The following is a 26,464-nucleotide window of genomic DNA, read 5'->3' as shown; positions in this document are numbered from 1 at the left end:
GGCCATGAGTCGCGAGTCCGAAGGGGTTACATCAGTCTCGGACGGCGAAGTTACGGTCCAAAAGACCTTCGCCGCCGACGAGTTTCCCGTTCCTGCAATCAAGTTCGTAATCAACTCGTCGCGAGACGAACCGACCCGCATCCGAGTTATCGACCGAATCCCGGAGTCGTTCCCGATGGAGAGCGTGGGTTTCCACCCCGAATTCGAGAGCGACAACTGGACCGCTTACAAGGACCACCGCGTCGAGTACGAGCGGACGCTCGAACCCGGCGAAGAACTCGTCACGGTCTACGGTATCCGAATCACCGACGGCCACGACCGCACCAACTTCCTCGAAGAGCCGACGCTCGAACGGATTCCGGTCGACGGCGGTATCGACCCCGAAGACATCGACGACATCCTTGGGGAGGACCGCAGTCAATTGGTGCGCGACGTGCTCGCCGGAAACCGCGCGCCGCTTCAGGCCGACGAGGAAACGGACGATGATGAGGGGGAAATCATCGACCAACACGCCGACGCGGACGACGAGGTGGCTGCCGAAGCTCAGTCGACCGACGAGACACCAACCGGGAACGCTCCGGTTGGCGATTCCCCGACCGGCGACGCCCGAGTTGGCGACACGCCGACCGACGACGACCTCGCTGCGGCTTTCGGGGCAGACGATGAAACCGCTGCCGACGCAGGTAACGACACTGTCGGCGCCGACGACACTATCTCCCAGCCGTCACCCGACGCGGAGATTCTCGACGATGGAGCGGTATCCGACGAACCCGGTCCCCGAGCGGTTGCAGACGACACGTCACCGGCAGTGACCGCCCACCTCGAAGAACCCGACGTTGCCAGCGACGCGGACGCTGAAGTAGACGCCGCAAACGCTGCGGATGAAGACGCTACCCAAGACGTTACGGCGACTGACGATGCGGTGACAGCCGACGCCGCCACAACGACAGCCGACGCCGCCACAACGACAGCCGACACCGCCACAACGACTGACACCGACACTACAACCACCGCTGCCGGCGCAGGCTCGGCACCTGCAGCCGCTGAGGGCGGACTCGTCTCCGCACTCGCAGCCGAGATTCGCAGTGGTTCGGCGGACGAGTCGGACCTCGAGGTTCTGCGTGAGGCCGTCGACGCCGAGACCCGCCGCAGCACCGACGTCCGCATCCGCCGACTCCAGTCGCAGATGGAAGACCTCGCGGCGTACTCCGACGCGCTCGCCGAGTTCATCGACGAGGAGGGCACGGCCGACGAACTCGTCTCCGAGTTCCGCGACGAGATGGCCGAGTTCCGCGAGGACCTCGAAGCACTCGACTCGATGGTCGACGGAGCCGTCGAGTCGGTCGACGACGCCACCTCGCGCCTCGAATCGGCGGAAGAGACAATCGCCACCGTCGACCAACGGAGCGAACGGGTCAAATCGAAGGTCGCCGATGCGGAGAGCCGCCTCGACGACCACGACGGCCGGCTCGAAGCCCTCTCTTCTGACCTCGATTCGAAGGGCGACCGACTGGACGACCAAGCTGAAACGCTCGAAGCACACGACGAACGGCTGGAGGGTTACGACGAACAGCTCGAAAGCCACGATGCGCGTCTGGAGGGCTACGACGACCAGTTGGATACCTACGACGAACGTCTCGAAGACGCCTCGCGGAACATTCAGGCTGGCTCCGCCCGTCTCGATAGCATCGAATCGACGCTCTCCGAGCGCGAGGGCGAATTCGGCTCCATTCGCGAACAGCTCGATACACTCTCCAATCGTCTCACCCAGACGACCGACCGACTCGAACGCGTCGAGAGCGACACGACCGATGCGCAGGAGACCGCATCGACACTCCACGACGAAGTCGGAGAGATTCGAGAGGATATCGCCTCGCTCGACGGGGATATCGTCGACACGCGCGAATCCATCGATTCGCGCCTCTCGGACGTTCAGGAGCGTATCGAAGACGTTGCCGCTGGCGACGACATCGACGACCTCCGTGCCGATATCGACGACCTGAACGAAACCGTCGCCGAACTCGAAACCTTCCGCGAACGCCTCGCGGGTGCGTTCGGGACCGGGATGGGCGGCGAACCGGTAGACGAGTAAGCGACCGTCGCTCGATTTCACACTCGAACAGCGTTTTCCCGAAGCGCAATCTGTTTAGCGGGCCACCACATCCATCCGTTGATGACAGAGACGGTGCGCGTCGCCGTTCCGCGGAAGGGCCGCCCCCTCGAAGCGGTGCTCGAACGGTTCGCCACGACCGAGAGCATCGCCCAGGTGGCAGACGAAATCACCTCGACTCTCCGATTCGAGAAGTCGGTCACGAAGGGCCATACCCATCCGGAACATGACGTGTACGAGCGACTCGCGGACTACAGCGACCTCGCGGACCCGACCGCGCCGGAGTACACACTCTTGCGCGACGACCGCGACGGGATGCCGCGGCGCATCGTCTTCGACAGCGTCGTCTTCGAACTCGACGGTGTGAATATCCACCTCGTCGGCCGAGAAGAGCCGTTTCGAGCGCTCAGAACCCATGAATTCGGGCTCGGGTTCGACAGCGCCGACCTCGTTCTCGAAGAGGTCGTCAAACTCCGACCTGACGGTCTCGGCAGCATCGAGGACGTGAACTCCCGTATCGACCCGATGGACACCGACGTTCGGGTCGTCTCCGGACTCGGGGACACGGTCTATCACACGCTCATGGCGGACCCCGAAATCCTCCCACCGGGTTCGGACCTCGACCGGGACTTCGTCGCCGATTACGCGGGTGACCTGTGTATCTCGCCGCGATACGAGCGACTCGTCGAGGCGGTCCTCGGGACACGGTGTCTCGACGACGTTACCTTCGCGTACCCCAACGGTGCACCGGAAGAAGAGGCTGCCATCGCGGAGACCGGTCTCGGCGTGTATCTCACGATGACCGGTTCGACCGCCCGCGAACACGGCTTGGTCCTCGGTGAGAACCTCTTCCCGAGCGAGACCGTCCTGATGGAGAACGTCGCAGAGGCGACACCCGCAGCCGAGACGGTTAAACGGGTGATTTCGTCGCCGGAGTTAGAGACCGAACTGGCGGTCTAATCGAGCGCAAAAAGAATCAGAACTGCAATTCTATATTAGTGGGTTTGGTGGATAGATGGAGAGTCCTCTTCGGATGCCATACTCGAGGATGGCAACAATGCCAACGAAGATGACAAAAACGAACCAAACACCGAGATAAAGCGGTGTGAAACTCTCCATGGAGGGTGAGAAATGGTCGTAAAGGCTGTAGGATGTAAATACAGTGGTCAATATCCCTGGGAGTAGCAGCTTGTATTGGAGAAGTAGATAAGATGAACCTGCACCTAAGACAAACATGCCGAATATCTGAAGGAATTTATAGAGGAAGAGTTGGGGACCTTCAGCATCCATAGACAAATTCAGTAGATAATACCCATTGAAATAGACAATAACCGCGTTAATAACCCCGATAGCTACTGCGATTCCAATTCGTTTATTCATGGTTTACTATCGTGTGGATTATGGCCCTACTGAGTCCTTAGCATTGCGATATTGCCATTGTGGGACTCCCAGTCGGAGCCATTATTGAGGCTAGACCGTGCTGGGTATCGGGAGGAATTATCCATCCAACAGCCAACGATTTCCTCCCTTGCATCGTCGAAATGCCAATTGTCGACTTTGACCCCTTGATTATGGTTCAACGGATCTCGATGAGCCTGTCCAATTACATCGTATGTGTCATGGCCGATATTGTATAACCTCACGTGCCACTGTTTTGTGAATTGGATACGGTCCATCACGTGTTCTGCAGTACTCTTTACCGTCCCGTCATCGTTTATGTAGCGGGGTTCTTCAGGCAACCAATCGTACTGAGTCCAGTTACACGTCCCTTCTAAGAATGATTTTACACTCCCTGCCGAGCCTATATCCTCCCACCCAATATTGATTGGTCCCTTCCGTGCCTGTTTGTCGCGGGCATCGGACGACGATTTGTAGTGATACAGTGGAATCTCATCGATGAGGTGTGTCTGTGTAGTCGCATCTCCGCTACTGGCACGGCGAATCTGGTGGATCTTCTTTTCAGCGTTGTTATGTTCTTTCGCTGTCCCGATTACCAGCTTATCAGCGACTGAAATCGCACTCGCTTCTTTCTTTTTAATATCATCGGATAGCCACTCCTTGGGAATCTTTTCCGGTTCAAACTCAATAACTGGGTTACCGTACCTCTCGTTCAGGTCACTACTAGTGAATTTGTGGGTATACGTGTATGTGTCCCCGTTTGACCGATACTTATGAATTGAGCGCCCTTTTGCATATATCGGCAGTTGTTTGTCGTTATCAACCGCAGCGATTCCTGCTGGGCTTCCTGAACTCTTTGTCTGGGTACTGTTCTCAGACTGATCGTCTGCAGCAGCAACTCCGGAGCCGAAGACTACTGATGCGCCGATTCCCTTTACGAAGGACCTTCTGTTAATCTTCTTCTTCATAGTCGCCAACACATGCCTATAACACATATTATTTGTCATGTTGATTGAACAACAGGTTATAAGAGATAGCCGACTGAATTACACGGATTACTCAAACGACCTTCTGCCGGAGAGTGTTGCCTCTCTCCGGAGTAAGCAATCAGAACCACGTCTTCTGGTGACGACGACTATAGTAGCGTTTGCAACTGGTTACACACCCGGCCGCACGACAGCGGTCGATCGAGTGTACAATGACTTGCAAACGCTACTATAACTAGTATTCCCCATGCGTGGGAAATCTCGTGAACGCCGTTTACGGCGAGGAGAATGTCACTTTGCTTCGACACCACGTTGAGTCGAATTCAATTTGGCACCCGGTATCGCTGTGAGACAATCGCTGCTCAGGAACGGTTGTGGCTTTAGTTCGACTCGTTCGACTCGTTCGACTCGTTACCCTCTATATCGCCACAGTACATCAGCGTCGACATCGTCGCTGCCTTTATTCCGCCGTCCGCCTGGAGGGAGATAGCGGTCGTCGACGCGTTGCAGTCGAAGTTCGACTCCTTGATGTCGACCGATTTAGTGGCTTGTTCGCCGTCACCGTCGGCACCGCGTTCGACCTTCGCGACGTACTTCCGGGCCTCGGTCAGCGCCACGTCGAGACGTGCACCCGGTTCTAGCTGATACGTTCCGCCGAACGCGACCGCTTCCTCGTCCGTTTCGAGCGAGAGCGTGACTGTTTCGAGCTTTTTGGGGTCGTTTGACTCTTCAGACTCGTTCGACGCTTCGGTCTTTTCGGACTCTGCAGGCGGGTTCGAAATCGACACGGAGTGCGGTTTGGTCATGTCGTCCGGCAGCGAGCCGTCGCCGACCGAGACGGAAACCGAGTCGTCTGCGGGGATAACCGGCGGCTGGCAGGCCATTCGCGTCGACCCACCGGAGACCGATATCTCGCCGTCACCGGGCGAAAACGCCGTCCACGATTCGTTGCAGTCGAAGTCGTCAGGCGTGAACGTCTCGGTCGTCGTCGTTTCCGCGTGAACGTCAGTCACGGTGACCTCGTACTCGGCGGGGAGACGAAGGGCGACGGACACGGTCGCGTCGGTCTGGAGTTCGTAGGTTTCGACGTGTCTGTTCCCGAGCGCGGGCGACACGTCGATTTTTGCGGTCCACGGCTTCGATTTGGGGTTCGTGAGCCGAACGTGATACGGCTTTAGCATCCCGTCGGTGTTCGTGGGAGCCTCTCCAACGACCGCGGAGAGTCGTTCGCCCGTCTCGACGGTGACCGCGTCGGTGGGCTCCGGCGTCGGGTCGGGTGTCGAGTCATCAGAGTCGCCGTTTTCGTCGTCTGCGCTTGCGGTACAGCCTGCAAGTGCCGCTGCGAGACTGGACCCGGCAGCAGCGATGAAGGTTCTTCGTTGCACACTTTCCACGACGAACGGGGATGACTTTACCCTCTGTAAGACTCAAACGCGTCTTTGAGTCCACACGACTGCGATACTCACGAGGAGTGTCAACAGTACGCCGACGGCGAGGACGAGTGCACCGGGTCCATCGAGATATCCGGCGAAGAACGCGGGAGAGAAGATGTCGGCGGACCCCGGTGCGTGAACTACTCGCGGGCGCGGTTGTCGTCTGGTCCACAACACCTGCACGAGGAAGCTCCCGACCATCGTTGCGCCGACCCCGGTGACGAGCGTCCGGAGTCCCGATGCGAGCCGAGGTTTGGTTCGCTCCGCTCCGGCAAAGAGAACGACGGCTGAGCTGGTCGGTCCGTAGACTGCCATCTCTCGCCCCTGCGCCGAGACCCACGTGGTCACCGGCTCGACGAGGTTGGCGTCCATCAGACGGTCGAGGTGGTAACTAACGGTCTGAACGGTCGTATCGAGCGCATCGGCCAACTCGGAGGCTGGACGCGGGTCGTCGTAGACGGCGGCAAGGAGTTGTCTCGAAGTTTCTGACGATAGCGCTGAGAGAACATCGTCGGCCGCTGGGTCGTCGAGTGCGACGAGATTCGGTGCTAACTCTCTATCTCGAATCGATTCGGCTGCTGGCTTCAGCGGAAGCAACGAACTCACGGTCTCGGGCGTCGTTATCGCTCCGAGAATAAAGAGTCGAGTATGAGTCAAAGAGTCACTTGAGTCCACTCAGTGCGCTGGTTCGTACCGCTTTGTTATCTAAACCCACGACGAGTACGATAGTAAGAATGTGGTTAACGCTGTCAATTCCGCCGTCTCGCCGGTAGTACTGTCATCGTAACTAATTGTGTAGGATGTGGATAGTTACCATGGCGATTGACCCGTTCGAATTAATTGCGCGTTTCTTCGGCATCGACCCCGACGCATTACGGCGGTTACAGGACGATGATGGCGACGCCCCGGACCTCGAAGCACTGTCTCACTTCCTTGGCATTGACCAAGGTGTGTTGTCAGACATACAGGAGTTGTCTGAACGAGACGACGTCGAGTGGGATGCTGTCTTCGATGTCGACGTGAGCGAGATAGACGGCGCATCGCGGTCTCCTCGGCGTTCACGCCGTGGGGTTAGTATCCGACCGGGCCGCGGTCGGTCACCCGGAGGTCAAACCCAGGAGGGACGCCGTAGACAGCGGTGGACATGTGCAACCTGCCAGCGAGCGTTCCTCACTCGCCGGGCGCTCCAGCGGCACTACGGCACTAACCCGGACCATTCCAAAACCGTCATCGACATGCGGGATATCGAACCGGAGCAGAACAGTAGTGGGTGGGTTGACGCCAACTGGGTTGCATTTGACGACCGAGTGGAGACGTTTATCGTCCTCTCCGAAGAAATCGAAGCGGAAGACATCGCTGTCGAATATCGAGAATCTGCTGGATACGTCGAGGTCACTGGGGCACACGAGGAAACAATCGACACGAGCGCTATCTCCGACCTGATTCAGGGAGCGGTTATGTGGCGCCTAGAGGGCGGCTATCTGCTCATTTCGTTCCCAACCAACGAGGGTGACTCCTCCGAAGTAGACGCAGAGACGTAACTATCACTTGCCGTTCTTTTCGTTCGGTACCGGAATGGTTCGCCCGCCGGTCATCGAACGCTGTCGATGGGTTGCATCCCAATTTTCGAACATGCCGTACGCCGTCATCGTCGTCATGCCGGCAATCGCGGCCCGGAGACTAATTCCGAGTAAGGGAATGTCGGCGACGGTCACGATTACGTCCGCTTGAATTACGGCCCCGTCGCGCAACAGCACGTCGACAAACTCGACAATGGCGTGCGTCTCGTCTTTTGTTGGTTCCATCGTGTCTCACCCGAGGTCTGGTGCAAACGTGTACGGTGGCCACGGTCCGGTGAACTTGATGCTCACTCCGTCCTGCTCGACGATTTCGTCCAATCGGTCACCAAGTACGGTTTCGTTTTCTTCGTCTGCGAGGACTGCCAGTCGCGTGACTTGCTCCTTTTTTGTCGGGGTGGTATCTTCTGCGAGTTGTGAGCCGGACCCCTGTTTGAGTAGTTCTCTTACGACGGGGCGAACTGTCTCTTGCAGCGTCGTCGTGAGTTCGGCACGACGGTTCTGTTTTCGTTCGCGAAGTCGCTTATCGTACTGTTTTTTGAGCAAAAACGACTTTCCGGAACCGGCCTCTTCTTGACGCTGCTGTAACTCCTGTAACTGGTCGTCCTCGTCTTCGATTTGGGCTTCGAACGTTGACGGCTCCCAGAACAGATGAATCCGATATTCCCACGTACCCGCGAACGATGTCAGTTCCTCGCGGACCGTGTCGTGATTTTCGTGTAACCACTGGGTGACGCTCGTGTCGCCTCCTTCGAGAATCGTATTGAACCGCATCGGCAACGGCGTCCCGAATACGTCGCTCGCCGCGTCGACGACGTGTTGGTGTCTGAGCACCCACTGTTTCACCTGTTCTGGACTTTCTGTGTCGTATATCCGCTCGCAGTCGTGGACGACGGCACCCACGCTTTCGCCTTCGATGACGTACACGGTGTTGTCGTCGACACCGGTCGTAGACCAGTCAACCGTCGCTTGCTCCGACTCCTGCTCCGACCCTGCCTTTGACTCCTGCTCCGACCCTGCCTTTGACTCCTGCTCCGACCCTGTCTCTGACTCCGCGGTCGTCGTGTTTATCAGGCAGTACAGGTACCGCCCATCGGTAACCGTCCGCTCTTCGGGTTGTTCGTTCTTTCGCCCCGTCTCTTGTTTTGCTGTCTCTTGTTCTGTCGCCTGCTCTGTCGCCGAACCCGAAGACTGCTCAGTCATTGGACGCACCACCGGAGTTGAATAACGAACCGTGGGACTGTCTCGCTTCGCGACCGGAGAGTTGTTCGATGGCGTCGCGAACGACGTGGTCGAGGTCATCTTTGAAGTCGTCGACGGCCTCGTCGATGTTCTCCTGTTCTTTCAGCCCTTCGAGCTCTTTTTCGAGGGCGTGTAGCTGCTGGCCCAGTCGCTCGATTTCGGCATCGGAGAGCGACCCGGATTCCATCCGTCGTACGGCCTCCTGTTCGAGCGCCTCGACCAGCAGTTCGACAACCGTCACGACGAGCGCCGTGAGTCCGCCCTGAACGTCCTCTCCGTTCCCGTCTTCGCCGATTTCCAGCTCCACGTTACTCTTCCTCCTGTGGCGCTGTATTCGATACCGACGCGCCCGCTTCTCCGGGTAGTTCGTCCATCTGCTCCGATTCCGACCGTGTGTCCAAACTGCGTGATTCATCGGGCGAAATACCCGCCGCCTCCTCGACGCGTTCCATGTCTGTTCCGGTCGGGAATTCGAGACCGTACTGGGCCGCGGTTTCGAATGAGGCGACGGCCGCCCGCAATTCGATGCCGAGCAGCTCCGTGTCCCCGATGCTGACCGCAATATCGGCGTTGATGACCACACCCTTGTCTAACAACATCTCCAGCATCTCGGCGAGGTCACCCTGCGAGCGCGTTGGTTTGGGAGCACTCATTCGTCGGCACCTCCTCGTTGGCGCTCGGCTTTGGGTGCCCGAGTCACCGCTACCGTCACCGATTTGTCTTCGCTCGCGGTCGTTTCACGGTGGAGACGTAACCCGTACAGTCGCTCTCGGGCCGGTACAGACGAGTATTTAGGTAGCTCCGGAACCGTCGAATGCGAGTTTCGAACCGCGTTTTCGGCGTTCGTCTTTTGTGGTGGCAGCGTCGAGTGTGCCGTTGGATTCTTCGTCCCGCCCGTCTCGTTGTCACGCTGCGACTTCGATTGGGTGCCTCGTTGCGTCTCCGATTGAGTGTCATGTTGCGCCTTCGATTGATTTCCACGCCGCACTTCCGACTGACGTCGATTGCGGGCCCGACGTCGTGCGAGCTTTTCCCGCTGTCGAAGAAGCTTGCTTCGTGCCTTGTCGCGGTTAATCTGCGCTTTCACCTGTGCTTGTCGCGCTTTCTGCTCGTGTTTTTGGTGTTGTTTACCAGTCATTTAGACTCACTTCCGTTGGACTCGTTCGTCCGAGTCAGCCGGATTTCGAGAACCTGATTCCTGAGCCTCACATCGGTTATTTCCACGTCCGGCTGGTCGAGCGGGACGCGCCCGACGATTCCCTCGTCAGTCCGCAGTTCGAGTGCCGACTCGTCAGCATCGAGTGTAACGTCGAGTTCGTCGTCAGCCACCCCGGGCAGGTCCGCGATTACGACACGTTCGCCGTCGTCGGTTTCTCGCGTCTCGATGTGAATCGATTTCTCGCCTTCGGGCTGACTGTCTGTCCCCTCCGTTCGGGGCGCTTCAACCCGCGGTTCGTCGCTCGGCTTGCCCCTTCGCGACCGGGGTCCAAGTCCAAAAGAGACCTCGTAGTCGTAGTCGATTTGGGCGTTTCCGCGGTCGATACGACCATGTCCCTGCCGGTGTCCATCCTCTTCAATTTCGGCAAGTGTCTCTAGGATGGCTCGTAACTGGTCGAGCAAGCTGCTCGGATGGTCGGACGGCCTGTCTGGTGTTTTGTTAGGTCTATCGTCAGGGGTGTCGGGGTTGCCGGTGCTGTTAGATTCGTCAGGTCTGTCTGAGTCGTCAGGTTCGTCGGGTCTGTCTGAGTCGTCGGAACCACCAGGTCCATTTAGGTTGGGGGACATCAGCGTTTCACCTCTATTCGGCCCTGCATTTGGGCCTGAATTCGTTCGGCTGTCTCCAGTCGTGCTTCGAGTTGCTGCTTGCGTTGCTGGTAGTCCGTTTCCGACCGCTCACCGATTTCGTACAGCAGTTGGTTTTCCTTTATCTCGTCTCGAATCTCTTCCATGTCGTTCATCTCATCGAGTGCCATGGTGTGCAGGATGTCCAAGAGTGAGAGAAACGGATTTACCAGCAGGTCGTCCACGAGGAACATCCATTATCGCCCCCGCTGCTGGTCGGCACCGATGTGAATATCCACGAAGTTGTAGGGTGCCCACGGTCCCGTGTACTGAACCGTCAACTCGTCGCCGTACTCTTCTTCGATAGTATCGATTGCGGCGTCGAAGTCGTCTCGGCGGTCACGTGCGACCAGATACGACTTGTTCACTACCAACCGGTCGCTAAAGAGGTCGTTCTCGGTTTCGTTGATGCTCAACTCGGAAAGACGGTCACCGATGTCCGCCCGAATCGCGTCGTGTGACACGCCGCCTTCGGAGCTAGTGATGATTTTCACGCCGAGTTCGACCGTTCCTTCGATGTCGTTGAGCGCGCTTCGGAGGGCACGCCGTGCCCCTCGCATGACCCCCTTCAACGTGCGCCCGTTTTTGAACGCCATCCCGAAACTCATCGGGACGACCGTCCGACCACCGTCGTACTCCAGTACGTGCTGGAGAACGGTATTGTGCACTTGCACGTCCTCGTCAGTGCGTTCGGGGTCCGTCGTGTCGATGTCGGAGACGACGGCCGATAGTGTCCGGTAATCGACCGTGTAGACGCGCTCTGCTCCGGCTACTCCGTCGATTTCGAGTTCGATGTCTTCCTGTTCGATGACGCCGTAAGTGTACAGATTATCGCTCATTGGATTCACTCCGTTGGGTCTGCAAGTAGCGGGCGTTACAATCAATCATCAGCGCCTTCAGCACGAGCGAAAACGTGACCAGCCGATTCACCGCTGGCTCGACCGTGTCGAAGGTGGCTTCTGCGTCTGAAATCCGGTAGACTTTCCGCTTTGCTAACTCGGTCATGTCGAGCATTCCCTCGTCCGCAAGGTCGTTTAAATGGGGGTAGACGGTACCCGGACTCAAGTCCGTGCCGAACAAGCGACGGATGTCCTGAAGGAGTTCTTTTCCGCACGCACCGTCTCGGATAGCAATCAGTAGCAGTAAAATCTCGTCTAACTGCGCAACGACGTCTTTGTCGTTTATCGTGTGGAGGTAGCTTTCGTCGAGCCACCCATCCATCGTGGCAACCGCGTCGTCAGTGAGCGGAGTCTCTGTGTACTGCGGCGAGGAATTACCCCTCTCCGAGTGGGCTGTGTGTTTCGATTCGAAGTCAGCCGTAAGCAACGAATCAACATCCGAAACGGTGAATGTCATTTCAGTGTCAGCTTTAATCTCTTTCCGAAGTTCCTCGATGAGCCGTTCCATCTGTCACACCATCTCCGTTAGAATGATTTCGGGAATCGGTTGTGACCTGTCGATACCAATGCCGAGAAGCGGGGTCAGCGGATTTTCGCCGTACAGCATGATGGCTTCGCCCGACCGCTCTAGCCGAAAGTGCATGTCTGCGACGCGGTCCGCCCGCCTTCGGAGTTCGGTTCCTGGTTTCGTGATGAGAATCGCCAGGTCGTTGTGGAGCGCGACGTAATTCGCGAAGTCGCCTAACCGAGTCTCGAACGCCGTTCGCGCCGTGTCCATGCTGATGACGTGCAGCAGGGGTCCATCGCTCTGTTTTCGGACCTCTTCGACGTATTCCATGTACGGTTCGTAATCGAGTTGGCCTCCCTCGACGGGTGACTCGAGTTCCTTGCCGATTGTCGTGGAACGTTCAGTATCCACAACCTCGCCCGGCGCAGGAGGATTTTCTTCTGAGAGTTCCGTCTCGACCTTCTCTGAGAGCTCTGTCTCGGTTCCGACAGGACTCTCCGCATCGGATGGGGTTGCCGTCTGCGACGTATCGAGCGGTGTCTCGACTTGCCCGTCTTCCTCGTACGTTCCCCTGTTTCGGGACGGACCGGCATACGTCTCGAAGACGTGACAGTACGTATCAAATACTCGGGGGGTGAGCACCGAGTTCAGGTCGTTGTGAAGTAACCCCGGACTCCCCTCGCGCGGGGGAACAACGGCGACGCCCATCTCGTTGGCGAGAAAGTTGCGGATGGTCGGAAGCGTTAGCACGCTCCATGCGTCGCGGGAGAGGTCGGTTCCCAAGTCGAGGTGAATCACGCTTCCCCGGTTGTACCCACCCGAGAGGATGGGGTCGAGGTCACCGATACCGGTCGAAAATTTTGCCTTGGTGTTAGTGCGCGGTTCCCACGTGCCGTTGTTCGCTCCCGTCCGAACGGTCGGTAATTCGACGGGTGTAATCGCTTGAAACTGCCCGTCTGCGAGCGTGATGGGCTGTAGTCGATTACCAATACGGACTCCGCGCAACTTCTCTAGTCGGAGATACCGGCGCGTTCGTCCCCGCTCGTCTTCTGCGACCTGCAACGTGACGACACCGTCGACGATGTATTCGAGTGGCGACGAATCGGCGGTTTCCGAGACGAGTAACAACCGGATATTTTCTTGGCGGGCCAGCGAGACCAACTGGGTCGTTACCGTCTCGATATCCGGGGAATCGTCGTGACGACTGGCCAGATACTCGTAGATGAGCTCCCAACTGTCGAAGGCGATTGTGAGCCGTTTGCTCGCGGCTTTTATCTGTTGAATCCACTCGAGCAACGAATCTAACCCCAACTTCTCGAAGGGGACATCCACGTCTAAGGGTAACTCGAACGGGTCTTGAGAGAGGTCGAGGATGTGCGTCTTATCGAGGGAGGAGTGCTCTCTGAAGTACATCTCGTGAACGGTGTCTTGATCGACGCGGGTCGACACGTAGAGAACATCGCCATCGCGCTCTAACACGTCGAGACCGCGTATCGTGAACAGCGTCTTTCCCGTTCCCGGCGCTCCGTTAACGAGCAGCGTGTGACCTGGGTCGCCAGTAAAAAAGCGGCTGACCTCACGGGGAAACAGCACGCGTCCTTGTTGTTCTGTAGGTGAGTAGGCAGGGTTTGGTGGGGGCATGGATGACGCACTTTGGTCGAGAGACAGAGAGCTGCTTTACCGGCTTGAAAGGGATGCGTGATGCTCTCAGTCAAGGCGACCTGTGTCATTCATCTCTGCCAAACTACTTAGATGTTTGACTCATTACGAGAGGTGAAACGGTTGCTGAACCAACACGAATGATTTTGTTACTTGCCAACACGTTTTCAGATGGGTATAACCCAGATCAATCATGGTTCAGCCCGATTCATCAAGTCTGGCGGAAGTTCTGGATCGCGTACTGGACAAGGGTGTCGTCGTTGACGTGTGGGCTCGTATCTCCCTTGTCGGTATCGAGATTCTGACCGTCGAGGCGCGGGTCGTTGCCGCGTCGGTCGACACCTTCCTCCACTACGCCGAAGAAATCGCCAAGATCGAACAAGCAGAACTCACCGCTGGTGCCGAGGCGGCACCTACGCCTGAGGCCTGATAGCTCGCCTCTGCGGTGCGTAACGGAGACGCAGGGGTTGTAAGTAACGCTACTCGACCGATTTTTCGAACCCACTATGAGTGTCAAAGACAAACGTGAAAAGATGACCGCCACCCGCGAGGAATTCGCGGAAGTACAGCAAGCGTTCGCGGCCTATGCCGACGAGTTCGCTGCCGATGTTGACGATAAACGAGACGTAAGCGAACTCGTCGATGGGATTGATACCCTGCGGACGGAGATGAACAGCACTAACGATGCGTTTCGTGCATACAGTGAGGAATTCGCCGCCGACGTCGAGCACTTCCATACGTCGGTTGCTGACCGACGCGACGCCTTCGACGCGTATGCCGACATTTTCGCGACAGATGTCGCGGAGATGCAGGATGTGAGTGACCTCCTCGCCGCAATAGACGACCTCCGGGCGGAGATGGACGAAACTCACGAAGCGTTCGACGCCTACGCGGATGCATTCGTGACCGACGTGGCTACCCTTCGCGATGTGTCGGACCTGCTGACGGCGATTTCGGAACTCCAGTCGGAATTCGTCTCTGTGCAGGGCGAATTTAACGGCTACGCTAGTGAGTTCGGTGCCGACATCGACCAGTTCCACGCCGTTGTCGCCGAAAAACGCGATGGTCACAAAGACGTTGCTGACGCCTTCCTCCAGTACCGAGAGGAATTTCACGGCGTCGAGGTACAGTCCTTATTGGACAACATCGCTGCCTTCCAGCGAGAAATGGGGGACTACCGGAAAGCGTTCGAAACGACTGAGGAAGCGTTCGCCTCCTTCGCTCGCGACTTCTACGGGCAGGGCGCTGCTCCCATGGCGACACCCTTGAACAACGCGGCTGAAACAGCCGTGACTGGCACGGAGACCGAGGTAGACATACCTCCGATAGAAGACTCCGTAGAACCCGACGGTGAAGACGAGGACTCGAAAGCAGATGACGTCGAAGCCGAAGCCGAAGTCGAGACGGTAGAAATGGAGTTCGGTGCGGAGATGGACACAGAAGCCGACGAAGACGTCCAATCGGAGTCGGTCAGAGAAGACGACCAGTTCCTGGACGACGAGACGCCAGAGGATATGGTCCAGTGTCTGGTGTGCGGCGAATATTATCAGGCGATTACAGAACCCCACCTTCAGACACACGACATGACGATCAAGAAATACCGCGAAGAGTACGGCGAGGACGTGCCACTCCGCCCGGATGATAAAGCATGACGAACAGCTCACGTGAGCGGAAGGTACGAGGCTCACAAATCCGCACGTCTCGCCGGGAAAAACAGGACAAGAACGCACGCAATCGGACGGAAAAGGAACTCACCCGTCTCGAAAATCACCAGACCCACCGAACGAAAAACGGAACGAGCAAGCTCGACGAGCGGTTCATCCCCGAAGAACAACCGTTCATCGAGACCGAGGCGGTCACGCAGGTTGAAACCCGCATGCGCCGGTGGCTCGACGTTGGACGCCCCGTCCACCTTATCGGCCCGACCGGCTGCGGAAAGACGGCGCTGGCGATGCACGTCGCTCGCGAGCGTGACCGCCCGGTCGTCTGGATTAACGGTGATGCTGACCTGACGACTAGCGACCTCGTCGGTGAGTACGCAGAAAAAGAGCGGATTTCGGAGCGTGACAAGTACGTCCACAATGTCGTCAAGAGCAAGGATATCGTTCGGGACCGCTGGGTGGATAACCCCCTTACACTCGCCGTACGGGAGGGGGCAACGCTGGTGTACAACGAGTTTTCCCGCACGAAACCCGTCGCGAACAACGTCCTGCTGTCGGTGTTCGAAGAGGGCGTGCTCGAACTGCCGGGTCAGCGGGGGAAATCGCGGTACGTCGATGTCCACCCCGACTTCCGAGCGATTCTGACCTCGAACTCGGTAGAGTACGCCGGTGTTCACGAGCCACAGGACGCACTCCTCGACCGACTCGTCGGTCTCTATCTGGATTTCTACGATAGAGAAACCGAGGTCGAAATCGTCCGGGCCCACGTCGACGATTTCGACACGGAGGACACAGAACAAATCGTCCGGCTAATGCGCGAGTTGCGCGAGCGCCTCGACGTTAACGTCGGAACCCGGGCGGCGATTATGGCTGCGGAGGGTCTCACGACCGTCGACGACCTCGACCGGTCGATACTAACCGACATCTGTGTCGACGTGTTGGCCTCGAAAGTCGCTCAGCACAGTGATGTCCACGAGTTACGAGACGAGGTCGAAGCGACGATCAAAGGCATGGAGGGGACCCTTTCTTGAGGCAGTAGCCTCATAGGTAGTATAATGTCAGACCAAGGGAATGAACATGCCAATCACGATGGCATCGACAATGCGGGACTTTCAGCCGAAGTGGGGTCGGGTCCAGAAGCGAAGCGTACCCGCGACGAGCCGCCCGAACAGACCGCTTCGGACGAAGCGGTGTCAAATCAATCTCCGGATTCGACAATTGGGCTTAGTGATGCACAGGTCCGAGCGCGGGAAGCCGCCAAAGAACTGTTGGAATACGAGTTCGAGGGAATCATCAAAATCGAGGCGGCCAATGGCGATGGCTGGCGTACCGTCGTGGAACTGGTCGAACGTAACGCCGTGCCAGACACGCAGGACATCATCGGCCGCTACGAAATCACGCTCGACGCGACGGGCAGCGTCACCGGCTACGAGCTTTTGGAACGCTATCGACGCGGAGACATGAAAGAAGAACTGTGACTCAGTGGAACAGCCGAGAGCCAGACAACGGCGCTGTCGCGCCTTCGTTCGTACATTCGGCACTGCGTTGGCGACGAATTTAGGCTAGCCGAAACTTCGAAATGGTCATATATGTTTAGGCGAGCCTAAACTCTATGGACCGAGATTCCGGACGACGGACGGAACCAACACGGAGAGAATATCTCAAGTACGGCGGGGCAGTCGTCGGTGGCGGATTGTTTGCTGGCTGTTTGGGTGACGACGGGGCGGACTCAACGCCGACGGAGAGTAACTCGCCGAGTACGTCGACTGAGACAGAGACGACTGACACCGAGACAACAACCGAGGATTCGAGCTATTCGGTGACGATGGAGCCAGTCGGAGAGGTACCTTTCGATCAGGTTCCCGAGAAGTGGTTTTCGTTCACCGGCGATTATGCAGACATGGGCGTCGCGCTCGGACAGGCTGACGGACTGCAAGCGGTGGGTATCCGCCAGCGGTTCGCGACGTGGTATTATAATGAGCTTCCCGGTGTTTCCGTCGATCGTGAAGGACTAACACAACTCTGGCAGGATGGCACCGACAAAGAGCTATTCTACGAACTCGATGCGGATGTCCACATCATCGATCCGAACTTCATGATCAACCGGATTCAGTGGACACAAGAGGACATCGACGAAATCAGCGAGAACGTCGGTCCATTCCTCGGAAATACGATCTTCTCCGGGAGCTACTCGTGGCACGATTACACGAAGTACTCGATGTACGAGGCCTTCGAAAAACTCGCGCAAGTGTTCCAAGAGGAGGAACGATACGAGGCCCTCAAAGAGATTCACGACCGGGTCGTCTCGGATGTCACGTCGCGTCTGCCCGAGGAGCGACCGGAAGTCGCTATTCTGTATCCACGGTCGAGTCCGCCGGAGACGTTCCTCCCGTTTGTGATGGATTCCGGGACGAGTTTCAAGCAATGGCGAGAACTGAATGTCCGCGATGCATTGGCGCAGTCGGACGTACAGAACTTCCACGAAAGCCGCAGCGAGGTCGACTTCGAGACACTGTTGGAGGTTGACCCGGAGGTCATCGCTATCCGACAGCACGGAGAACTGACGGAAGCGGAGTTCGAGTCGAAGTTCGTACAGCCGATGAAGGACCATGATCTCGGGAGCGAACTGCAGGCTGTACAAAACGACCGAGTAATCTATGCGGGCGCGCCGTATCAGGGGCCGATTGTGTACCTGTTCCAACTCGAACAGGCCGCACAGGACCTCTATCCCGATGTCTTCACGGAAGACGAGTTCTTCGACCGCCAACGGGTTGCTGACATCGTAACAGGCGAGTTCTGAGCCGACACCCACACTCACTACCCCGCTGGTTTCTCTGTGGCCGGTAGTTTTTAATTTTTAGGCTGACCTAAACTAGTAGCGAACCATGAGGACGATACGATGGTAATCGACAACTTCGACCGACCCAGTGATGACCAACTGAGCGCGCTTGAGCAAGTGGACCCGAACGAACTCGGACACCACCGACACTTCGGTCACTCATCACCGGAACTGCGGTTCATGCGGACAGCAAGCTCGGCGAACATCGTCGGCTCCGCCCTCACTGTCCGGATTCCGCCTGTCGACGGGACGATGGTTCACAAGGCGACTGAACTCGCCGAACCGGGGGACGTCATCGTCATCCAGATGGACGGCCACGAAACGAACGCACCGTGGGGAGAAGTCACCACCCATGCGGCGGTTGCGAGCGGCGCACAGGGCGTTGTCATCGACGGCGCTGTGACCGATACGGCAGCAATCCGGGATATCGATTTCCCGGTGTTCGCACGAGCAAGGTCCAACAGGACGGTCTATCGCTTGCGTCAGAGTTTGGGTGGCGACATCAACGTCCCCGTGCAGGTCGGCGGTGCGGTGGTTCAGCCGGGGGACGTCGCAATCGGTAACGAAGACGGCGTCGTGTTCGTCCCACAGGACGAAATCGACCACGTTATCGAACACTACACTGGAGGCGACGGGGCGGAATCCGAAATCATCGACCGCCTCTACGAGGGCGAGTCGCTGGCCGACATCTCGGGAGCGAACGACCGCATCGCCGAACGTGACCTGTCGTAAGGCGTATTCGTCGGGGTGTAGTGTGCCTTCGACCGGATGACCGCCCGGCTAGGTCACTAACCACCACTGCCACGTCAGCCACGATAGGTCTCTACGAGATTTCAAACGTCCTGTCTGACCTCACGGTATTGATGTGTTCCGCCGGTCAGCCTCGACGAACACATCGATAGAGACCTCTCTGTGTTCTTATTTTCGGAACACATTCTCCTTGTCGAAAACCTTTAAGTTTTAGGTCAGCCTAAAAATAGGCGATGTCACAGTTTAAACAGCAATCAACTGACGATACTCCATGGGGTGACTACCAGTCTGCGGCTTCGTTTACGTTCGACCTCGACGCTGGCCAACTCTGGCGCGCAGGTGAAAAACAAAAAGAGGGTTTCGGGCGATTCGAGTTCCGCGGTGAGTTCGGTCCGACGGTCGCCGTCCCTCGTATTCTGGAGGTGTTCGACAAACACGATTGCCGATGTACCTTCTTCGTTCCCGGAAGAGTCGCAGAAGAGTGGCCGGAGACGATTAAACAGATTCACGACCACGGCCACGAAATCGCACATCACACCTATTCGCACGTCCATCCACGGACGCTCTCGAAAGAACGCGAGGAAACGGAGTTTCTGCGAACCGTCGAACTCTTCGAAGGCCTCACCGGCGAACCGCCGCTCGGCTACCGCGGTGGGCAGTCCGACCAAACACTGGAACTGGCAGAGGAGGTGGGGATGATATACGACTCGTCGATGATGGACACCGACATTCCGTACCTGCGCGACGACTATCCCCTCGTCGAACTACCGAACCACTTCTTACTCGACGACTTCGTCTACTGGGGATTCAACATGAAGCCCACGTTCGACTTCCAGTCGGGAATCTCACCTGTCGGTCCCGTCTTCGACACGTGGGAAGCGGAGTTCGAGGGACTGCACCGCCGCGGACGAATGTTCATGCTGACGATGCACCCGCAGGTCATCGGTCGCGCCAGCCGAATTGACGCGCTCGACGACCTGCTCGAAACGGTCACTAACACCGACGGCGCGTGGGTCGCAACCTGTGCCGAACTGGCCCGCCACTGGAAAGAACAAGAGGCGAACTAACGGGTGCGAGTCAGCTAATGGGAATCCGTAATGCGCTCGTGAGTATCTTCACCCGCCAGGACGACCTCGATTTGACCTCGGGGTCGATTGCTCGGCCGCTCGGGATACTCGCACTGCCGGTTATCATCACGAACGTCATTCAAACAGTCTACACGCTCGTCGACACGTTTTGGCTCGGGCAGTACGGCACCGCATCGCTAGCAGCGATTACTCTCGCGTATCCGCTCGCGTATTTCCTCCTTTCTGTGAGCTTCGGTCTTCCCGTCGCAGGCAGTATTCACGTCGCCCAAGCGACCGGCGGTGAAGACTACGAAGGGGCCGCCCACGCGGCGGCACAAACTGTGACGTACGGACTGATTTCAGGGGCCCTCGTCGGCGTTCTCGGCTTTTTCTTCGTCGACGACGTCCTCACGCTGTATGATATTACTCCAGAAGTTCACCGCTTCGCGACCGCCTATCTGCAGATAATGTCCCTCGGCTTACCATCGACCGTCGGGTTCGTCGCCTTCCTCTCGCTGATGCGCGGGTCCGGCGACACCATCACGCCGCTTCCGGTCATGATTGGTTCGATTACCCTTAACGCACTTCTCGACCCGATTCTTATCTACGGCTGGGGATTCGTCCCGGAACTCGGCATCCGTGGTGCCGCGATTGCGACGTTCACCGCCCGGAGTCTCGCGGCTCTCGTGGGATTCTACCTCCTATTCGTGTCCTCGAGAGGACTCGACGCCGAGTTACGCCAGTTCCGGCCGAATCTCTCTTGGGGTCGTCGACTCGCCCGGACGGGTCTTCCCACGTCCGTCGAACAGATGGGACGGGGTATCTCGATTAACCTGCTTCTCGTTATCGTCGGGACCTTCTCGACGGCGGCTGTCGCCGGATACGGTATCGGGATTCGAGTCATCTCGACAATCGGTTTCGCAACAGTTGGCATCTCGCGGGCGGTCGAAACGATGACCGGACAGAACATCGGTGCGGGGAAACTCGACCGCGCCGTGACGACCAACTATCGTGCCGCAGTGATTGCGTTCGGTAGTCTCACCGCAATCGCCATCCTCACGTGGGTCACCGCACGGCCGATTGTGAGTCTCTTTACCGACGAACCGGCAACCATCAGATTCGGCGTCTCGTTTCTCCACTGGGTCGTCCCCACGTTCGGATTCATCGGCGTGTTACGGACCTTCGTCGGCGGATTCCGCGGAGTCGGAATGACGACCGTCGCGGCCGTCATCGTGCTGACTACTCGGGGCATCATCCGACTCCCGATTTCGTGGTTCGGCGCGCAGGCCGTCGGCCCGAGCGGGGTCTGGATTTCCATCGCCATCTCGAACGTCGTCGGCGCGGTGCTCGCGCTTGCGTGGTTCAGACTCGGGTCGTGGCGAAACAACGCCATCGACACGCTCGACGACGCATCCCACGAACCGGCGGACGCGGTGGGGAGCGACTGACGACCTGTCGGAACGGTACGAATCTGACGGTCGCCGTCGAGCAGTACAGACTACCTCGGGCCGCACCCCAAGCCCGAGGGTCGTGTTCTCAGATGCCGTTTTAGTAGAGGTTTCGGAGTCGCTCCCGTTGCCACGCTCCCGCGCTCTCGGTGAACAACTTCCAGTGGTTCCGCTTGACTTCGACGTACGCATCGAAGAGGTCGGGACCAAGTGCCTCGCGCAATACCTCGTTTGTCTCTAACGCATCGAGCGCCTCACCGAGCGTCTGCGGGAGTCGCTTGATTCCCTTTGCGGTCCGCTGTGCATCCGTGAGGTCACACGGGTCGACCGAAACCGGCTCCGGCGGTTCGAGTTCGCGCTCGATACCGTCGTTCCCGGCGGCGAGGAGTCCGATAAGTCCGAGGTACGGGTTCGCCGTGTTGTCCGCCCCGCGGAACTCGATTCTGGTCGAATCGGCTTCCCGTCCCTGTGCAGGTGCGGGGACTCGAATCAAGGCCTCCCGATTGAGCCATCCCCAACAGATGTAGCCCGCAGCGCCGTGACGCGGTTGAAGCCGACTGTACGAGTTTACTGTCGGTGCAGTGAGTGCGAGGACTGCCGGTGCGTGGTCGAGAACACCCGCGATGAACTGCCGCGCGGTTTCGCTTATATCGCCGTGGTTCGGGTCGAAAAACTGGTTTTCTCCGTTCCACAGCGAGACGTTGATGTGGCACCCGTTCGTCCCGTCGTCGAACGGCTTCGGGAGAAACGTCGCCTGATAGCCGTCTTGCTCGGCGACGCTCTTGACCGTCTCACGGAGAAGGAGGTGTTCGTCGGCGGCTTCGAGACCCGTATGGTGTCCGGTGACGATCTCGTGTTTTCCGGGCGAAAACTCGGGATGATACTTCTTCACGTCGATTCCCTGCGCTTTGAGCGCGTCCACGATGTGTAGGATTGCGTCGTGCGTGCCTCGAATCGACTCCGTTCGGTACGCACCCGCTTCGTCGCCGCGGTTTATCTTTCCGTCCCCGTCCCGGCTGAAAAGGCTGAACTCGCTTTCGAATGCGACCTGTGGGGAGAGTCCCTTCGCTCGGAGGTCGCGTTCGACTGACTGGAGCGACGACCGACTGTCGACGTCCCACGGTTCGCCGTCGAGGGTTCGGATGTTGCAAAGCATCGCACCCGCCCGGTCCGCGTACGGAAGGGGCCGGAACGTTTCGGGGTCGGGACAGAGATGTACCTCACCGACGGCATCGAATCGACTATTCCTGTTTCGGCAGGCGAACGCGTCGTAGACTTGGATGACTTCCGAAAGGGTGACCCCGCTTTCGACGGCTGCATCGACCTCCGATACGTCGACGGTGTTGGCCTGAATCACCCCGCTTGGGGTGACGTACAGCAGTCTGATGAGGTCGATGTTCTGGTCCTCGCACTGGGATTTGACGGTCGATGTGTCGCTCATTAGTTCCTCGCCACTCACATTTTTAGGCCAGCCTAAAAAGTATGACTCCCTAATTACTGATCTAAATTGAGAGCGATGACTTGGATGACGTAATGCAGAACCCCCAGCGTCTGTCCCCGATTTCAATTAGCCGATGGTTGGTTTTCTCGTGAGTTCGGCGTCGCGGTCGCGGTGTTCCGTGTCGACCATCTTGTTTTGTCCCTCGCCAAATCTGTATTCCAATCGACAGCTATAGGGCATAGCAGATCGAATCTGGTTTTGGCTGACCTAAACTTCGAAAGCCATATAATGTTTTAGGCTGGCCTAAATTGTATGGCACGAGACTCACCGACACGTAGAGAGTATATGAAATACGGAGGTGCACTCATCGGCGGCGGCCTCCTCGCCGGTTGTACCGGCGATGCCGCATCTGATTCGACGACGACGGCTTCCGAATCGACGTCGCAGACCGAAACGGCGACGGCGACGGCAACGGAGTCTGAAGGTGACAGTAGTTCGTACACGGTCTCGATGGCCCCGATGGGCGCAGTCGAGTTCGACGAAGTCCCCGAGACGGTGTTTACGATTCTCGGCCAGCACGCTGGCATGGCGCTCGCGCTCGGATACGGCGACGCGATAAACGCCATGCACGGGCCTTCGTACCACCAGTCGCTGTGGAGCAACTTTATCCACCATCTCGACGGCGTCACCGTCGATTGGGAAGGTATCTACTCCTCGTGGCCCCCGACGAAGGAGAAACTCTACGAACTCGACAGCGACATCCACCTCGCCGACCCCGCGAAGGTCGATTCGGCGGAAGGCTGGAACATGAGCGACATCGAAGAAATCGAGCAAAACGTGGCTCCGTGGTTCGGAAACACGTTCAGTGACACCCACCAGAAGCCCCCCGCGGAGTGGGTCGATTCGTACGAGTACTACACGCTCTGGGAAATCTTCGGAAAGGTCGCGCAGGTGTTCCAAGAAGAAGAACGCTACGAGGCGCTTTCGAGCATTCACGACTCGTTAGTCTCGGACATCGAATCGAACCTCCCGCCGGAGAGCGAGCGCCCGACCGCGGCGATGGTGCTGTTTTCGAGCTCCGACGACAACATGTGGGGCTACAAGATGAACCACCCGGGCTACTACTCCGCGCACACCCGACCGATGAAGACGACAGACGCGCTGGCGTCCGCAATCGGCGAGGGCTACGGCGAGGACGGCGGCAATATCAAACTCGACTACGAGATTCTGCTGGAAGCCGACCCGGACGTGCTTCTCGTGTTGGGTCCGATGACGGACTACTTCAACATCGACGACATCCGTGCGGACTTAGAGAACCACGAGGTCGCAAAAGAGCTGACCGCAGTCAAGGAAGGCCGCGTGTTCACGCAGGGCGCGCGCAGACACGGCCCGCTTCTCAACCTCTTCCAGATCGAGATGACTGCCAAGCAACTCTACCCCGAGCAGTTCGGTGAGTGGCCCGGCTACGTCAACGGCGAGCCGTACCCGGACATCCCGGCTGACGAACAGCTCTTCGACCGCGACCGCGTCGCGGAAATCGTCACCGATGGCGTAAACTGAGCATGGAACCCCAATCAATCCTTGCGCAGTGCGAAGATGCCGGTGTCGAACTCGTCAGACTGCTGTACGTCGGCAATGACGGGCACACTCACGGCCATTCGGTAAAGCGGGCGCACCTCGAAGATGCGCTCGAATCCGGCATCCAACTGCCCAAGTTGATCCAGTCGTTCAACGCGCTCGGCATGCGCGTGAAAGACGCCGATTTCGACGCCGTCGGCGAGGTTCGACTGGTTCCAGACCGTTCGACGTTTCGCGTGCTCGACCACGAAGACAGCGTCGCGGCCGTCTGCTGTTCGCTGTACGAAATCGACGACCAGACGCCGTGGGCGGCCGACCCCCGGTCTGCACTCTCCGGGTTCATCTCGACGCTCGCGGACGACGACGTGGTCCCTTCGACCGCACTGGAAAGCGAGTTTCACTTCTACACCTCGGAAGACGGCGACGACGAGCCGCACGGTACTCGCGGACTCTACGCGACGGCCAGTATGCGCGAGTTCAACGACATCGTCTTAGAGACCATCGACGCACTCGAAGCCCAGCAGATTAACGTCAAAAAGCATTGTCCGGAGTACGCCGCCGGCCAACACGAACTCGTCACCAAACACCGGGAGGGACTTACCCCCGTCGACGATTACGTGTTCCTCCGGGAGACCGTGGCTGCCATCGCCGAATCTCACGGCTTCGAAACCACGTTTCTCCCGTTCCCGTTCGAGACCGCGACGAACGGGTGCCACATCAACCTCTCGCTGTGGAACGACACGAACCTGTTCGCACCGACCGACTCGGACAGGGCGCTGAGTTCGACTGGGCGCCACTTCGTCGGCGGCGTCCTCGCTCATCTCCCGGCGTTGCTCGCGCTCACGTCGCCGACCGTGAACTCGTACGCGCGACTCCAACCGCAGTCCGGTGCGGCGGCATTCGGATGTTGGGGCATCGGGAATCGGGAAGCCGCAATCCGCGTCCCCGAAGTCCCGACGAACAAGCGCGAAACCGCAACACGAATCGAGTTCCGGCCCGCGGACAACACGGCGAACCCATACTTGTCGTTACTCGGACTCTTGGCCGCGGGTTGGGACGGCGTGCAGAACGAAATTGACCCGGGACGGCCGCTCGACGAAGACCCCGGAAACTGTAGCGACGAGTTGCTGGACGAGCGCGGTATCGAACGACTCCCGCAGACGCTCGGTGAGGCGCTCGACGCGCTGGAGAAAAACGAGGTACTTCGGGAGGCCCTCGGCGAGCAGTTGTTCGATTCGTATCTGACGGTCAAACGGCACGAATGGGACGTGTTCACTGCGAGCGCGGCCACGTGGCAACAGGACATCTACCGTGAGGCGTTCTAAAGTCCGGTAACTCGAATCCGCAATCTCGGCCCCGCACTTTTCAGACACTTAACACACATTCAGCGTTGACGAACGCTCGTGCCCGATTGGATTTCAATGATTTACTGTGAACTTTTATGGCTTCTCCTCACGAATCCTTCAGTTGCGATGAGTTCCCAAGAGACAGTCCGACGGCAAGCCGACACCGTCAGTGAGAACCCACTTAGACTCGAAGAAGAGAAAGCCGAACAGGTAATCGAGGCACTCAACACTGACCTCGCAGACGCGTACGTCCTTTACCACCAACTCCACAAGCACCACTGGAACGTCGAAGGTGCAGAACACCTCGATATTCACGTCTTCCTCCAGGAGGCGTACGAGGATGTCGAGGAAGCCGCTGACGACATCGCCGAGCGTATTCAGGCGCTCGGGGGCGTCCCACACGCCAGTATGGCCACACTCTCGGACGCCGCAACGGTTGAAGCCGAAGACGAGGATGTCTACGACATCCGCACGTCGCTCTCGAACGACCTCGAAATGTACGGTGATATCATCGAAAGCTACCGCGAACACATCGGACTCGCCGAAGGGCTCGGCGACTACGCGTCCGGTGAAATGCTTCGGGAGCAACTCGTCGATCTCGAAGAGCACACCCACGTCATCGACCACTACCTCGAAGACGACACGCTTGTCCTCGAATCTGCGACGAAATGACCGTCTAA

General features: G+C 58.1%; 29 protein-coding genes. 14 read left to right on the top strand and 15 right to left on the bottom strand.

Annotation, left to right across the window (positions count from 1 at the left end; all coding sequences use genetic code 11):
- Positions 1 to 4: 4 nt before the first annotated feature.
- Both HFX_RS08385 and HFX_RS08380 read left to right on the top strand, forming a co-directional pair.
- Positions 5 to 2,092: a coiled-coil domain-containing protein gene (locus HFX_RS08385; protein WP_004056689.1), complete on the top strand. Its 2,088-nt coding sequence runs from the start codon at positions 5 to 7 to the stop codon at positions 2,090 to 2,092.
- Between the two features lie 81 nt (positions 2,093 to 2,173).
- Positions 2,174 to 3,070, top strand: a complete 897-nt coding sequence (locus HFX_RS08380; RefSeq protein ID WP_004056690.1) for a hypothetical protein — start codon at positions 2,174 to 2,176, stop codon at positions 3,068 to 3,070.
- A gap of 30 nt (positions 3,071 to 3,100) precedes the next feature.
- Here HFX_RS08380 and HFX_RS08375 read toward each other — a convergent pair whose 3' ends face one another.
- The 4 genes from HFX_RS08375 to HFX_RS08360 all read right to left on the bottom strand — a co-directional run bounded on the left by HFX_RS08375 (position 3,101) and on the right by HFX_RS08360 (position 6,533).
- Positions 3,101 to 3,490 (bottom strand): hypothetical protein, encoded by a 390-nt coding sequence (locus HFX_RS08375; RefSeq protein ID WP_004056691.1) that lies wholly within the window; start codon positions 3,488 to 3,490, stop codon positions 3,101 to 3,103.
- A gap of 26 nt (positions 3,491 to 3,516) precedes the next feature.
- A complete protein-coding gene (locus HFX_RS08370) occupies positions 3,517 to 4,476 on the bottom strand; it encodes a hypothetical protein (RefSeq protein WP_014732349.1) in 960 nt (319 codons plus the stop codon).
- 398 nt (positions 4,477 to 4,874) lie between these two features.
- Complete coding sequence (locus HFX_RS08365; RefSeq protein WP_004056693.1) at positions 4,875 to 5,879, bottom strand: hypothetical protein; 1,005 nt, start codon at positions 5,877 to 5,879, stop codon at positions 4,875 to 4,877.
- A 42-nt stretch (positions 5,880 to 5,921) separates the two neighbouring features.
- Positions 5,922 to 6,533, bottom strand: a complete 612-nt coding sequence (locus HFX_RS08360) for an ArsR/SmtB family transcription factor (RefSeq protein ID WP_004056694.1) — start codon at positions 6,531 to 6,533, stop codon at positions 5,922 to 5,924.
- 209 nt (positions 6,534 to 6,742) lie between these two features.
- On the opposite strand from HFX_RS08360, the gene HFX_RS08355 reads away from it, so the two are divergent.
- Positions 6,743 to 7,468 carry a hypothetical protein gene (locus HFX_RS08355; protein ID WP_004056695.1) on the top strand — a complete coding sequence of 242 codons (726 nt, stop codon included), beginning with the start codon at positions 6,743 to 6,745 and terminating at the stop codon, positions 7,466 to 7,468.
- 3 nt (positions 7,469 to 7,471) lie between these two features.
- Here HFX_RS08355 and gvpM read toward each other — a convergent pair whose 3' ends face one another.
- Genes gvpM through HFX_RS08305 form a run of 10 tightly spaced genes read right to left on the bottom strand, consistent with a single transcriptional unit; the run spans position 7,472 to position 13,636 of the window.
- Positions 7,472 to 7,732 (bottom strand): gas vesicle protein GvpM, encoded by a 261-nt coding sequence (gene gvpM / locus HFX_RS08350; RefSeq protein WP_004056696.1) that lies wholly within the window; start codon positions 7,730 to 7,732, stop codon positions 7,472 to 7,474.
- 6 nt (positions 7,733 to 7,738) lie between these two features.
- On the bottom strand, positions 7,739 to 8,707 hold the full coding sequence (gvpL, locus tag HFX_RS08345; RefSeq protein ID WP_004056697.1) for a gas vesicle protein GvpL: 969 nt from the start codon (positions 8,705 to 8,707) through the stop codon (positions 7,739 to 7,741).
- Positions 8,700 to 9,053 (bottom strand): gas vesicle protein K, encoded by a 354-nt coding sequence (locus HFX_RS08340; RefSeq protein ID WP_004056698.1) that lies wholly within the window; start codon positions 9,051 to 9,053, stop codon positions 8,700 to 8,702. The genes gvpL and HFX_RS08340 overlap by 8 nt, the downstream gene beginning before the upstream one ends.
- A 1-nt stretch (position 9,054) precedes the next feature.
- Positions 9,055 to 9,399, bottom strand: a complete 345-nt coding sequence (gvpJ, locus tag HFX_RS08335; protein WP_004056699.1) for a gas vesicle protein GvpJ — start codon at positions 9,397 to 9,399, stop codon at positions 9,055 to 9,057.
- Positions 9,396 to 9,884, bottom strand: coding sequence for a protein gvpI (locus tag HFX_RS08330; protein WP_004056700.1), 489 nt, complete (start codon positions 9,882 to 9,884; stop codon positions 9,396 to 9,398). The genes gvpJ and HFX_RS08330 overlap by 4 nt, the downstream gene beginning before the upstream one ends.
- Complete coding sequence (gene gvpH / locus HFX_RS08325) at positions 9,881 to 10,531, bottom strand: gas vesicle protein GvpH (protein ID WP_014732347.1); 651 nt, start codon at positions 10,529 to 10,531, stop codon at positions 9,881 to 9,883. Before gvpH ends, HFX_RS08330 begins: the two co-directional genes overlap by 4 nt.
- Positions 10,531 to 10,782 (bottom strand): gas vesicle protein GvpG, encoded by a 252-nt coding sequence (gene gvpG, locus HFX_RS08320; protein WP_004056702.1) that lies wholly within the window; start codon positions 10,780 to 10,782, stop codon positions 10,531 to 10,533. Before gvpG ends, gvpH begins: the two co-directional genes overlap by 1 nt.
- Positions 10,783 to 10,785: 3 nt before the next feature.
- A complete protein-coding gene (gene gvpF / locus HFX_RS08315) occupies positions 10,786 to 11,427 on the bottom strand; it encodes a gas vesicle protein GvpF (protein ID WP_004056703.1) in 642 nt (213 codons plus the stop codon).
- On the bottom strand, positions 11,417 to 11,995 hold the full coding sequence (locus tag HFX_RS08310) for a PadR family transcriptional regulator (RefSeq protein ID WP_004056704.1): 579 nt from the start codon (positions 11,993 to 11,995) through the stop codon (positions 11,417 to 11,419). The genes gvpF and HFX_RS08310 overlap by 11 nt, the downstream gene beginning before the upstream one ends.
- A gap of 3 nt (positions 11,996 to 11,998) precedes the next feature.
- Positions 11,999 to 13,636, bottom strand: a complete 1,638-nt coding sequence (locus tag HFX_RS08305; protein WP_014732346.1) for a gas vesicle protein GvpD basic region 2 domain-containing protein — start codon at positions 13,634 to 13,636, stop codon at positions 11,999 to 12,001.
- A gap of 211 nt (positions 13,637 to 13,847) precedes the next feature.
- On the opposite strand from HFX_RS08305, the gene gvpA reads away from it, so the two are divergent.
- From gvpA to HFX_RS08265, 8 genes are all read left to right on the top strand, one after another.
- On the top strand, positions 13,848 to 14,084 hold the full coding sequence (gene gvpA, locus HFX_RS08300; RefSeq protein WP_004056706.1) for a gas vesicle protein GvpA: 237 nt from the start codon (positions 13,848 to 13,850) through the stop codon (positions 14,082 to 14,084).
- A gap of 76 nt (positions 14,085 to 14,160) precedes the next feature.
- Positions 14,161 to 15,306, top strand: coding sequence for a MucR family transcriptional regulator (locus HFX_RS08295; protein ID WP_004056707.1), 1,146 nt, complete (start codon positions 14,161 to 14,163; stop codon positions 15,304 to 15,306).
- Positions 15,303 to 16,346: a gas vesicle protein GvpN gene (gene gvpN / locus HFX_RS08290; RefSeq protein WP_004056708.1), complete on the top strand. Its 1,044-nt coding sequence runs from the start codon at positions 15,303 to 15,305 to the stop codon at positions 16,344 to 16,346. The genes HFX_RS08295 and gvpN overlap by 4 nt, the downstream gene beginning before the upstream one ends.
- 24 nt (positions 16,347 to 16,370) lie before the next feature.
- Entirely contained in the window at positions 16,371 to 16,793 is a 423-nt protein-coding gene (locus tag HFX_RS08285; protein ID WP_004056709.1) for a gas vesicle protein GvpO, read from the top strand.
- Positions 16,794 to 16,927: 134 nt separating this feature from the next.
- Positions 16,928 to 18,115, top strand: a complete 1,188-nt coding sequence (locus tag HFX_RS08280) for an ABC transporter substrate-binding protein (RefSeq protein ID WP_004056710.1) — start codon at positions 16,928 to 16,930, stop codon at positions 18,113 to 18,115.
- A gap of 99 nt (positions 18,116 to 18,214) precedes the next feature.
- Positions 18,215 to 18,886 carry an RraA family protein gene (locus HFX_RS08275; RefSeq protein WP_004056711.1) on the top strand — a complete coding sequence of 224 codons (672 nt, stop codon included), beginning with the start codon at positions 18,215 to 18,217 and terminating at the stop codon, positions 18,884 to 18,886.
- Between the two features lie 251 nt (positions 18,887 to 19,137).
- Positions 19,138 to 19,971 carry a polysaccharide deacetylase family protein gene (locus tag HFX_RS08270; RefSeq protein WP_004056712.1) on the top strand — a complete coding sequence of 278 codons (834 nt, stop codon included), beginning with the start codon at positions 19,138 to 19,140 and terminating at the stop codon, positions 19,969 to 19,971.
- A gap of 17 nt (positions 19,972 to 19,988) precedes the next feature.
- Complete coding sequence (locus tag HFX_RS08265; protein WP_004056713.1) at positions 19,989 to 21,419, top strand: MATE family efflux transporter; 1,431 nt, start codon at positions 19,989 to 19,991, stop codon at positions 21,417 to 21,419.
- A 100-nt stretch (positions 21,420 to 21,519) separates the two neighbouring features.
- Here HFX_RS08265 and glnA2 (HFX_RS08260) read toward each other — a convergent pair whose 3' ends face one another.
- Complete coding sequence (glnA2, locus tag HFX_RS08260; protein ID WP_004056714.1) at positions 21,520 to 22,860, bottom strand: gamma-glutamylputrescine synthetase; 1,341 nt, start codon at positions 22,858 to 22,860, stop codon at positions 21,520 to 21,522.
- Between the two features lie 345 nt (positions 22,861 to 23,205).
- Here glnA2 (HFX_RS08260) and HFX_RS08255 point away from each other — a divergent pair, with 345 nt between their 5' ends.
- From HFX_RS08255 to dpsA, 3 genes are all read left to right on the top strand, one after another.
- Entirely contained in the window at positions 23,206 to 24,420 is a 1,215-nt protein-coding gene (locus HFX_RS08255; RefSeq protein ID WP_004056715.1) for an ABC transporter substrate-binding protein, read from the top strand.
- Positions 24,421 to 24,422: 2 nt separating this feature from the next.
- Positions 24,423 to 25,763: a gamma-glutamylputrescine synthetase gene (gene glnA2 / locus HFX_RS08250; protein ID WP_004056716.1), complete on the top strand. Its 1,341-nt coding sequence runs from the start codon at positions 24,423 to 24,425 to the stop codon at positions 25,761 to 25,763.
- A gap of 147 nt (positions 25,764 to 25,910) precedes the next feature.
- The gene (gene dpsA, locus HFX_RS08245) at positions 25,911 to 26,456 is read left to right on the top strand and encodes a DNA starvation/stationary phase protection protein DpsA (protein WP_004056717.1); all 546 of its coding nucleotides are present in this window, start codon (positions 25,911 to 25,913) and stop codon (positions 26,454 to 26,456) included.
- Positions 26,457 to 26,464 lie beyond the last annotated feature (8 nt).

Source organism: Haloferax mediterranei ATCC 33500, assembly GCF_000306765.2.
GTDB classification, from domain to species: Archaea; Halobacteriota; Halobacteria; order Halobacteriales; family Haloferacaceae; genus Haloferax; species Haloferax mediterranei.
This window is presented reverse-complemented; position numbering and strand designations above follow the sequence as displayed.

What these genes read in the sequence shown, in the direction of transcription:
- HFX_RS08295 (WP_004056707.1), top strand. Translation starts at nt 14,161, where the DNA reads ATGAGTGTCAAAGACAAACGTGAAAAGATGACCGCCACCCGCGAGGAA.
- gvpJ (WP_004056699.1), bottom strand. Translation starts at nt 9,399, where the DNA reads ATGAGTGCTCCCAAACCAACGCGCTCGCAGGGTGACCTCGCCGAGATG.
- HFX_RS08330 (WP_004056700.1), bottom strand. Translation starts at nt 9,884, where the DNA reads ATGACTGGTAAACAACACCAAAAACACGAGCAGAAAGCGCGACAAGCA.
- glnA2 (WP_004056714.1), bottom strand. Translation starts at nt 22,860, where the DNA reads ATGAGCGACACATCGACCGTCAAATCCCAGTGCGAGGACCAGAACATC.
- gvpA (WP_004056706.1), top strand. Translation starts at nt 13,848, where the DNA reads ATGGTTCAGCCCGATTCATCAAGTCTGGCGGAAGTTCTGGATCGCGTA.
- HFX_RS08380 (WP_004056690.1), top strand. Translation starts at nt 2,174, where the DNA reads ATGACAGAGACGGTGCGCGTCGCCGTTCCGCGGAAGGGCCGCCCCCTC.
- gvpM (WP_004056696.1), bottom strand. Translation starts at nt 7,732, where the DNA reads ATGGAACCAACAAAAGACGAGACGCACGCCATTGTCGAGTTTGTCGAC.
- HFX_RS08375 (WP_004056691.1), bottom strand. Translation starts at nt 3,490, where the DNA reads ATGAATAAACGAATTGGAATCGCAGTAGCTATCGGGGTTATTAACGCG.
- gvpN (WP_004056708.1), top strand. Translation starts at nt 15,303, where the DNA reads ATGACGAACAGCTCACGTGAGCGGAAGGTACGAGGCTCACAAATCCGC.
- gvpG (WP_004056702.1), bottom strand. Translation starts at nt 10,782, where the DNA reads ATGTTCCTCGTGGACGACCTGCTGGTAAATCCGTTTCTCTCACTCTTG.
- gvpL (WP_004056697.1), bottom strand. Translation starts at nt 8,707, where the DNA reads ATGACTGAGCAGTCTTCGGGTTCGGCGACAGAGCAGGCGACAGAACAA.
- HFX_RS08305 (WP_014732346.1), bottom strand. Translation starts at nt 13,636, where the DNA reads ATGCCCCCACCAAACCCTGCCTACTCACCTACAGAACAACAAGGACGC.
- HFX_RS08310 (WP_004056704.1), bottom strand. Translation starts at nt 11,995, where the DNA reads ATGGAACGGCTCATCGAGGAACTTCGGAAAGAGATTAAAGCTGACACT.
- gvpF (WP_004056703.1), bottom strand. Translation starts at nt 11,427, where the DNA reads ATGAGCGATAATCTGTACACTTACGGCGTCATCGAACAGGAAGACATC.
- dpsA (WP_004056717.1), top strand. Translation starts at nt 25,911, where the DNA reads ATGAGTTCCCAAGAGACAGTCCGACGGCAAGCCGACACCGTCAGTGAG.
- HFX_RS08255 (WP_004056715.1), top strand. Translation starts at nt 23,206, where the DNA reads ATGAAATACGGAGGTGCACTCATCGGCGGCGGCCTCCTCGCCGGTTGT.
- HFX_RS08280 (WP_004056710.1), top strand. Translation starts at nt 16,928, where the DNA reads ATGGACCGAGATTCCGGACGACGGACGGAACCAACACGGAGAGAATAT.
- HFX_RS08355 (WP_004056695.1), top strand. Translation starts at nt 6,743, where the DNA reads ATGGCGATTGACCCGTTCGAATTAATTGCGCGTTTCTTCGGCATCGAC.
- gvpH (WP_014732347.1), bottom strand. Translation starts at nt 10,531, where the DNA reads ATGTCCCCCAACCTAAATGGACCTGGTGGTTCCGACGACTCAGACAGA.
- HFX_RS08370 (WP_014732349.1), bottom strand. Translation starts at nt 4,476, where the DNA reads ATGAAGAAGAAGATTAACAGAAGGTCCTTCGTAAAGGGAATCGGCGCA.
- HFX_RS08265 (WP_004056713.1), top strand. Translation starts at nt 19,989, where the DNA reads ATGGGAATCCGTAATGCGCTCGTGAGTATCTTCACCCGCCAGGACGAC.
- HFX_RS08270 (WP_004056712.1), top strand. Translation starts at nt 19,138, where the DNA reads ATGTCACAGTTTAAACAGCAATCAACTGACGATACTCCATGGGGTGAC.
- HFX_RS08275 (WP_004056711.1), top strand. Translation starts at nt 18,215, where the DNA reads ATGGTAATCGACAACTTCGACCGACCCAGTGATGACCAACTGAGCGCG.
- HFX_RS08385 (WP_004056689.1), top strand. Translation starts at nt 5, where the DNA reads ATGAGTCGCGAGTCCGAAGGGGTTACATCAGTCTCGGACGGCGAAGTT.
- HFX_RS08285 (WP_004056709.1), top strand. Translation starts at nt 16,371, where the DNA reads ATGTCAGACCAAGGGAATGAACATGCCAATCACGATGGCATCGACAAT.
- glnA2 (WP_004056716.1), top strand. Translation starts at nt 24,423, where the DNA reads ATGGAACCCCAATCAATCCTTGCGCAGTGCGAAGATGCCGGTGTCGAA.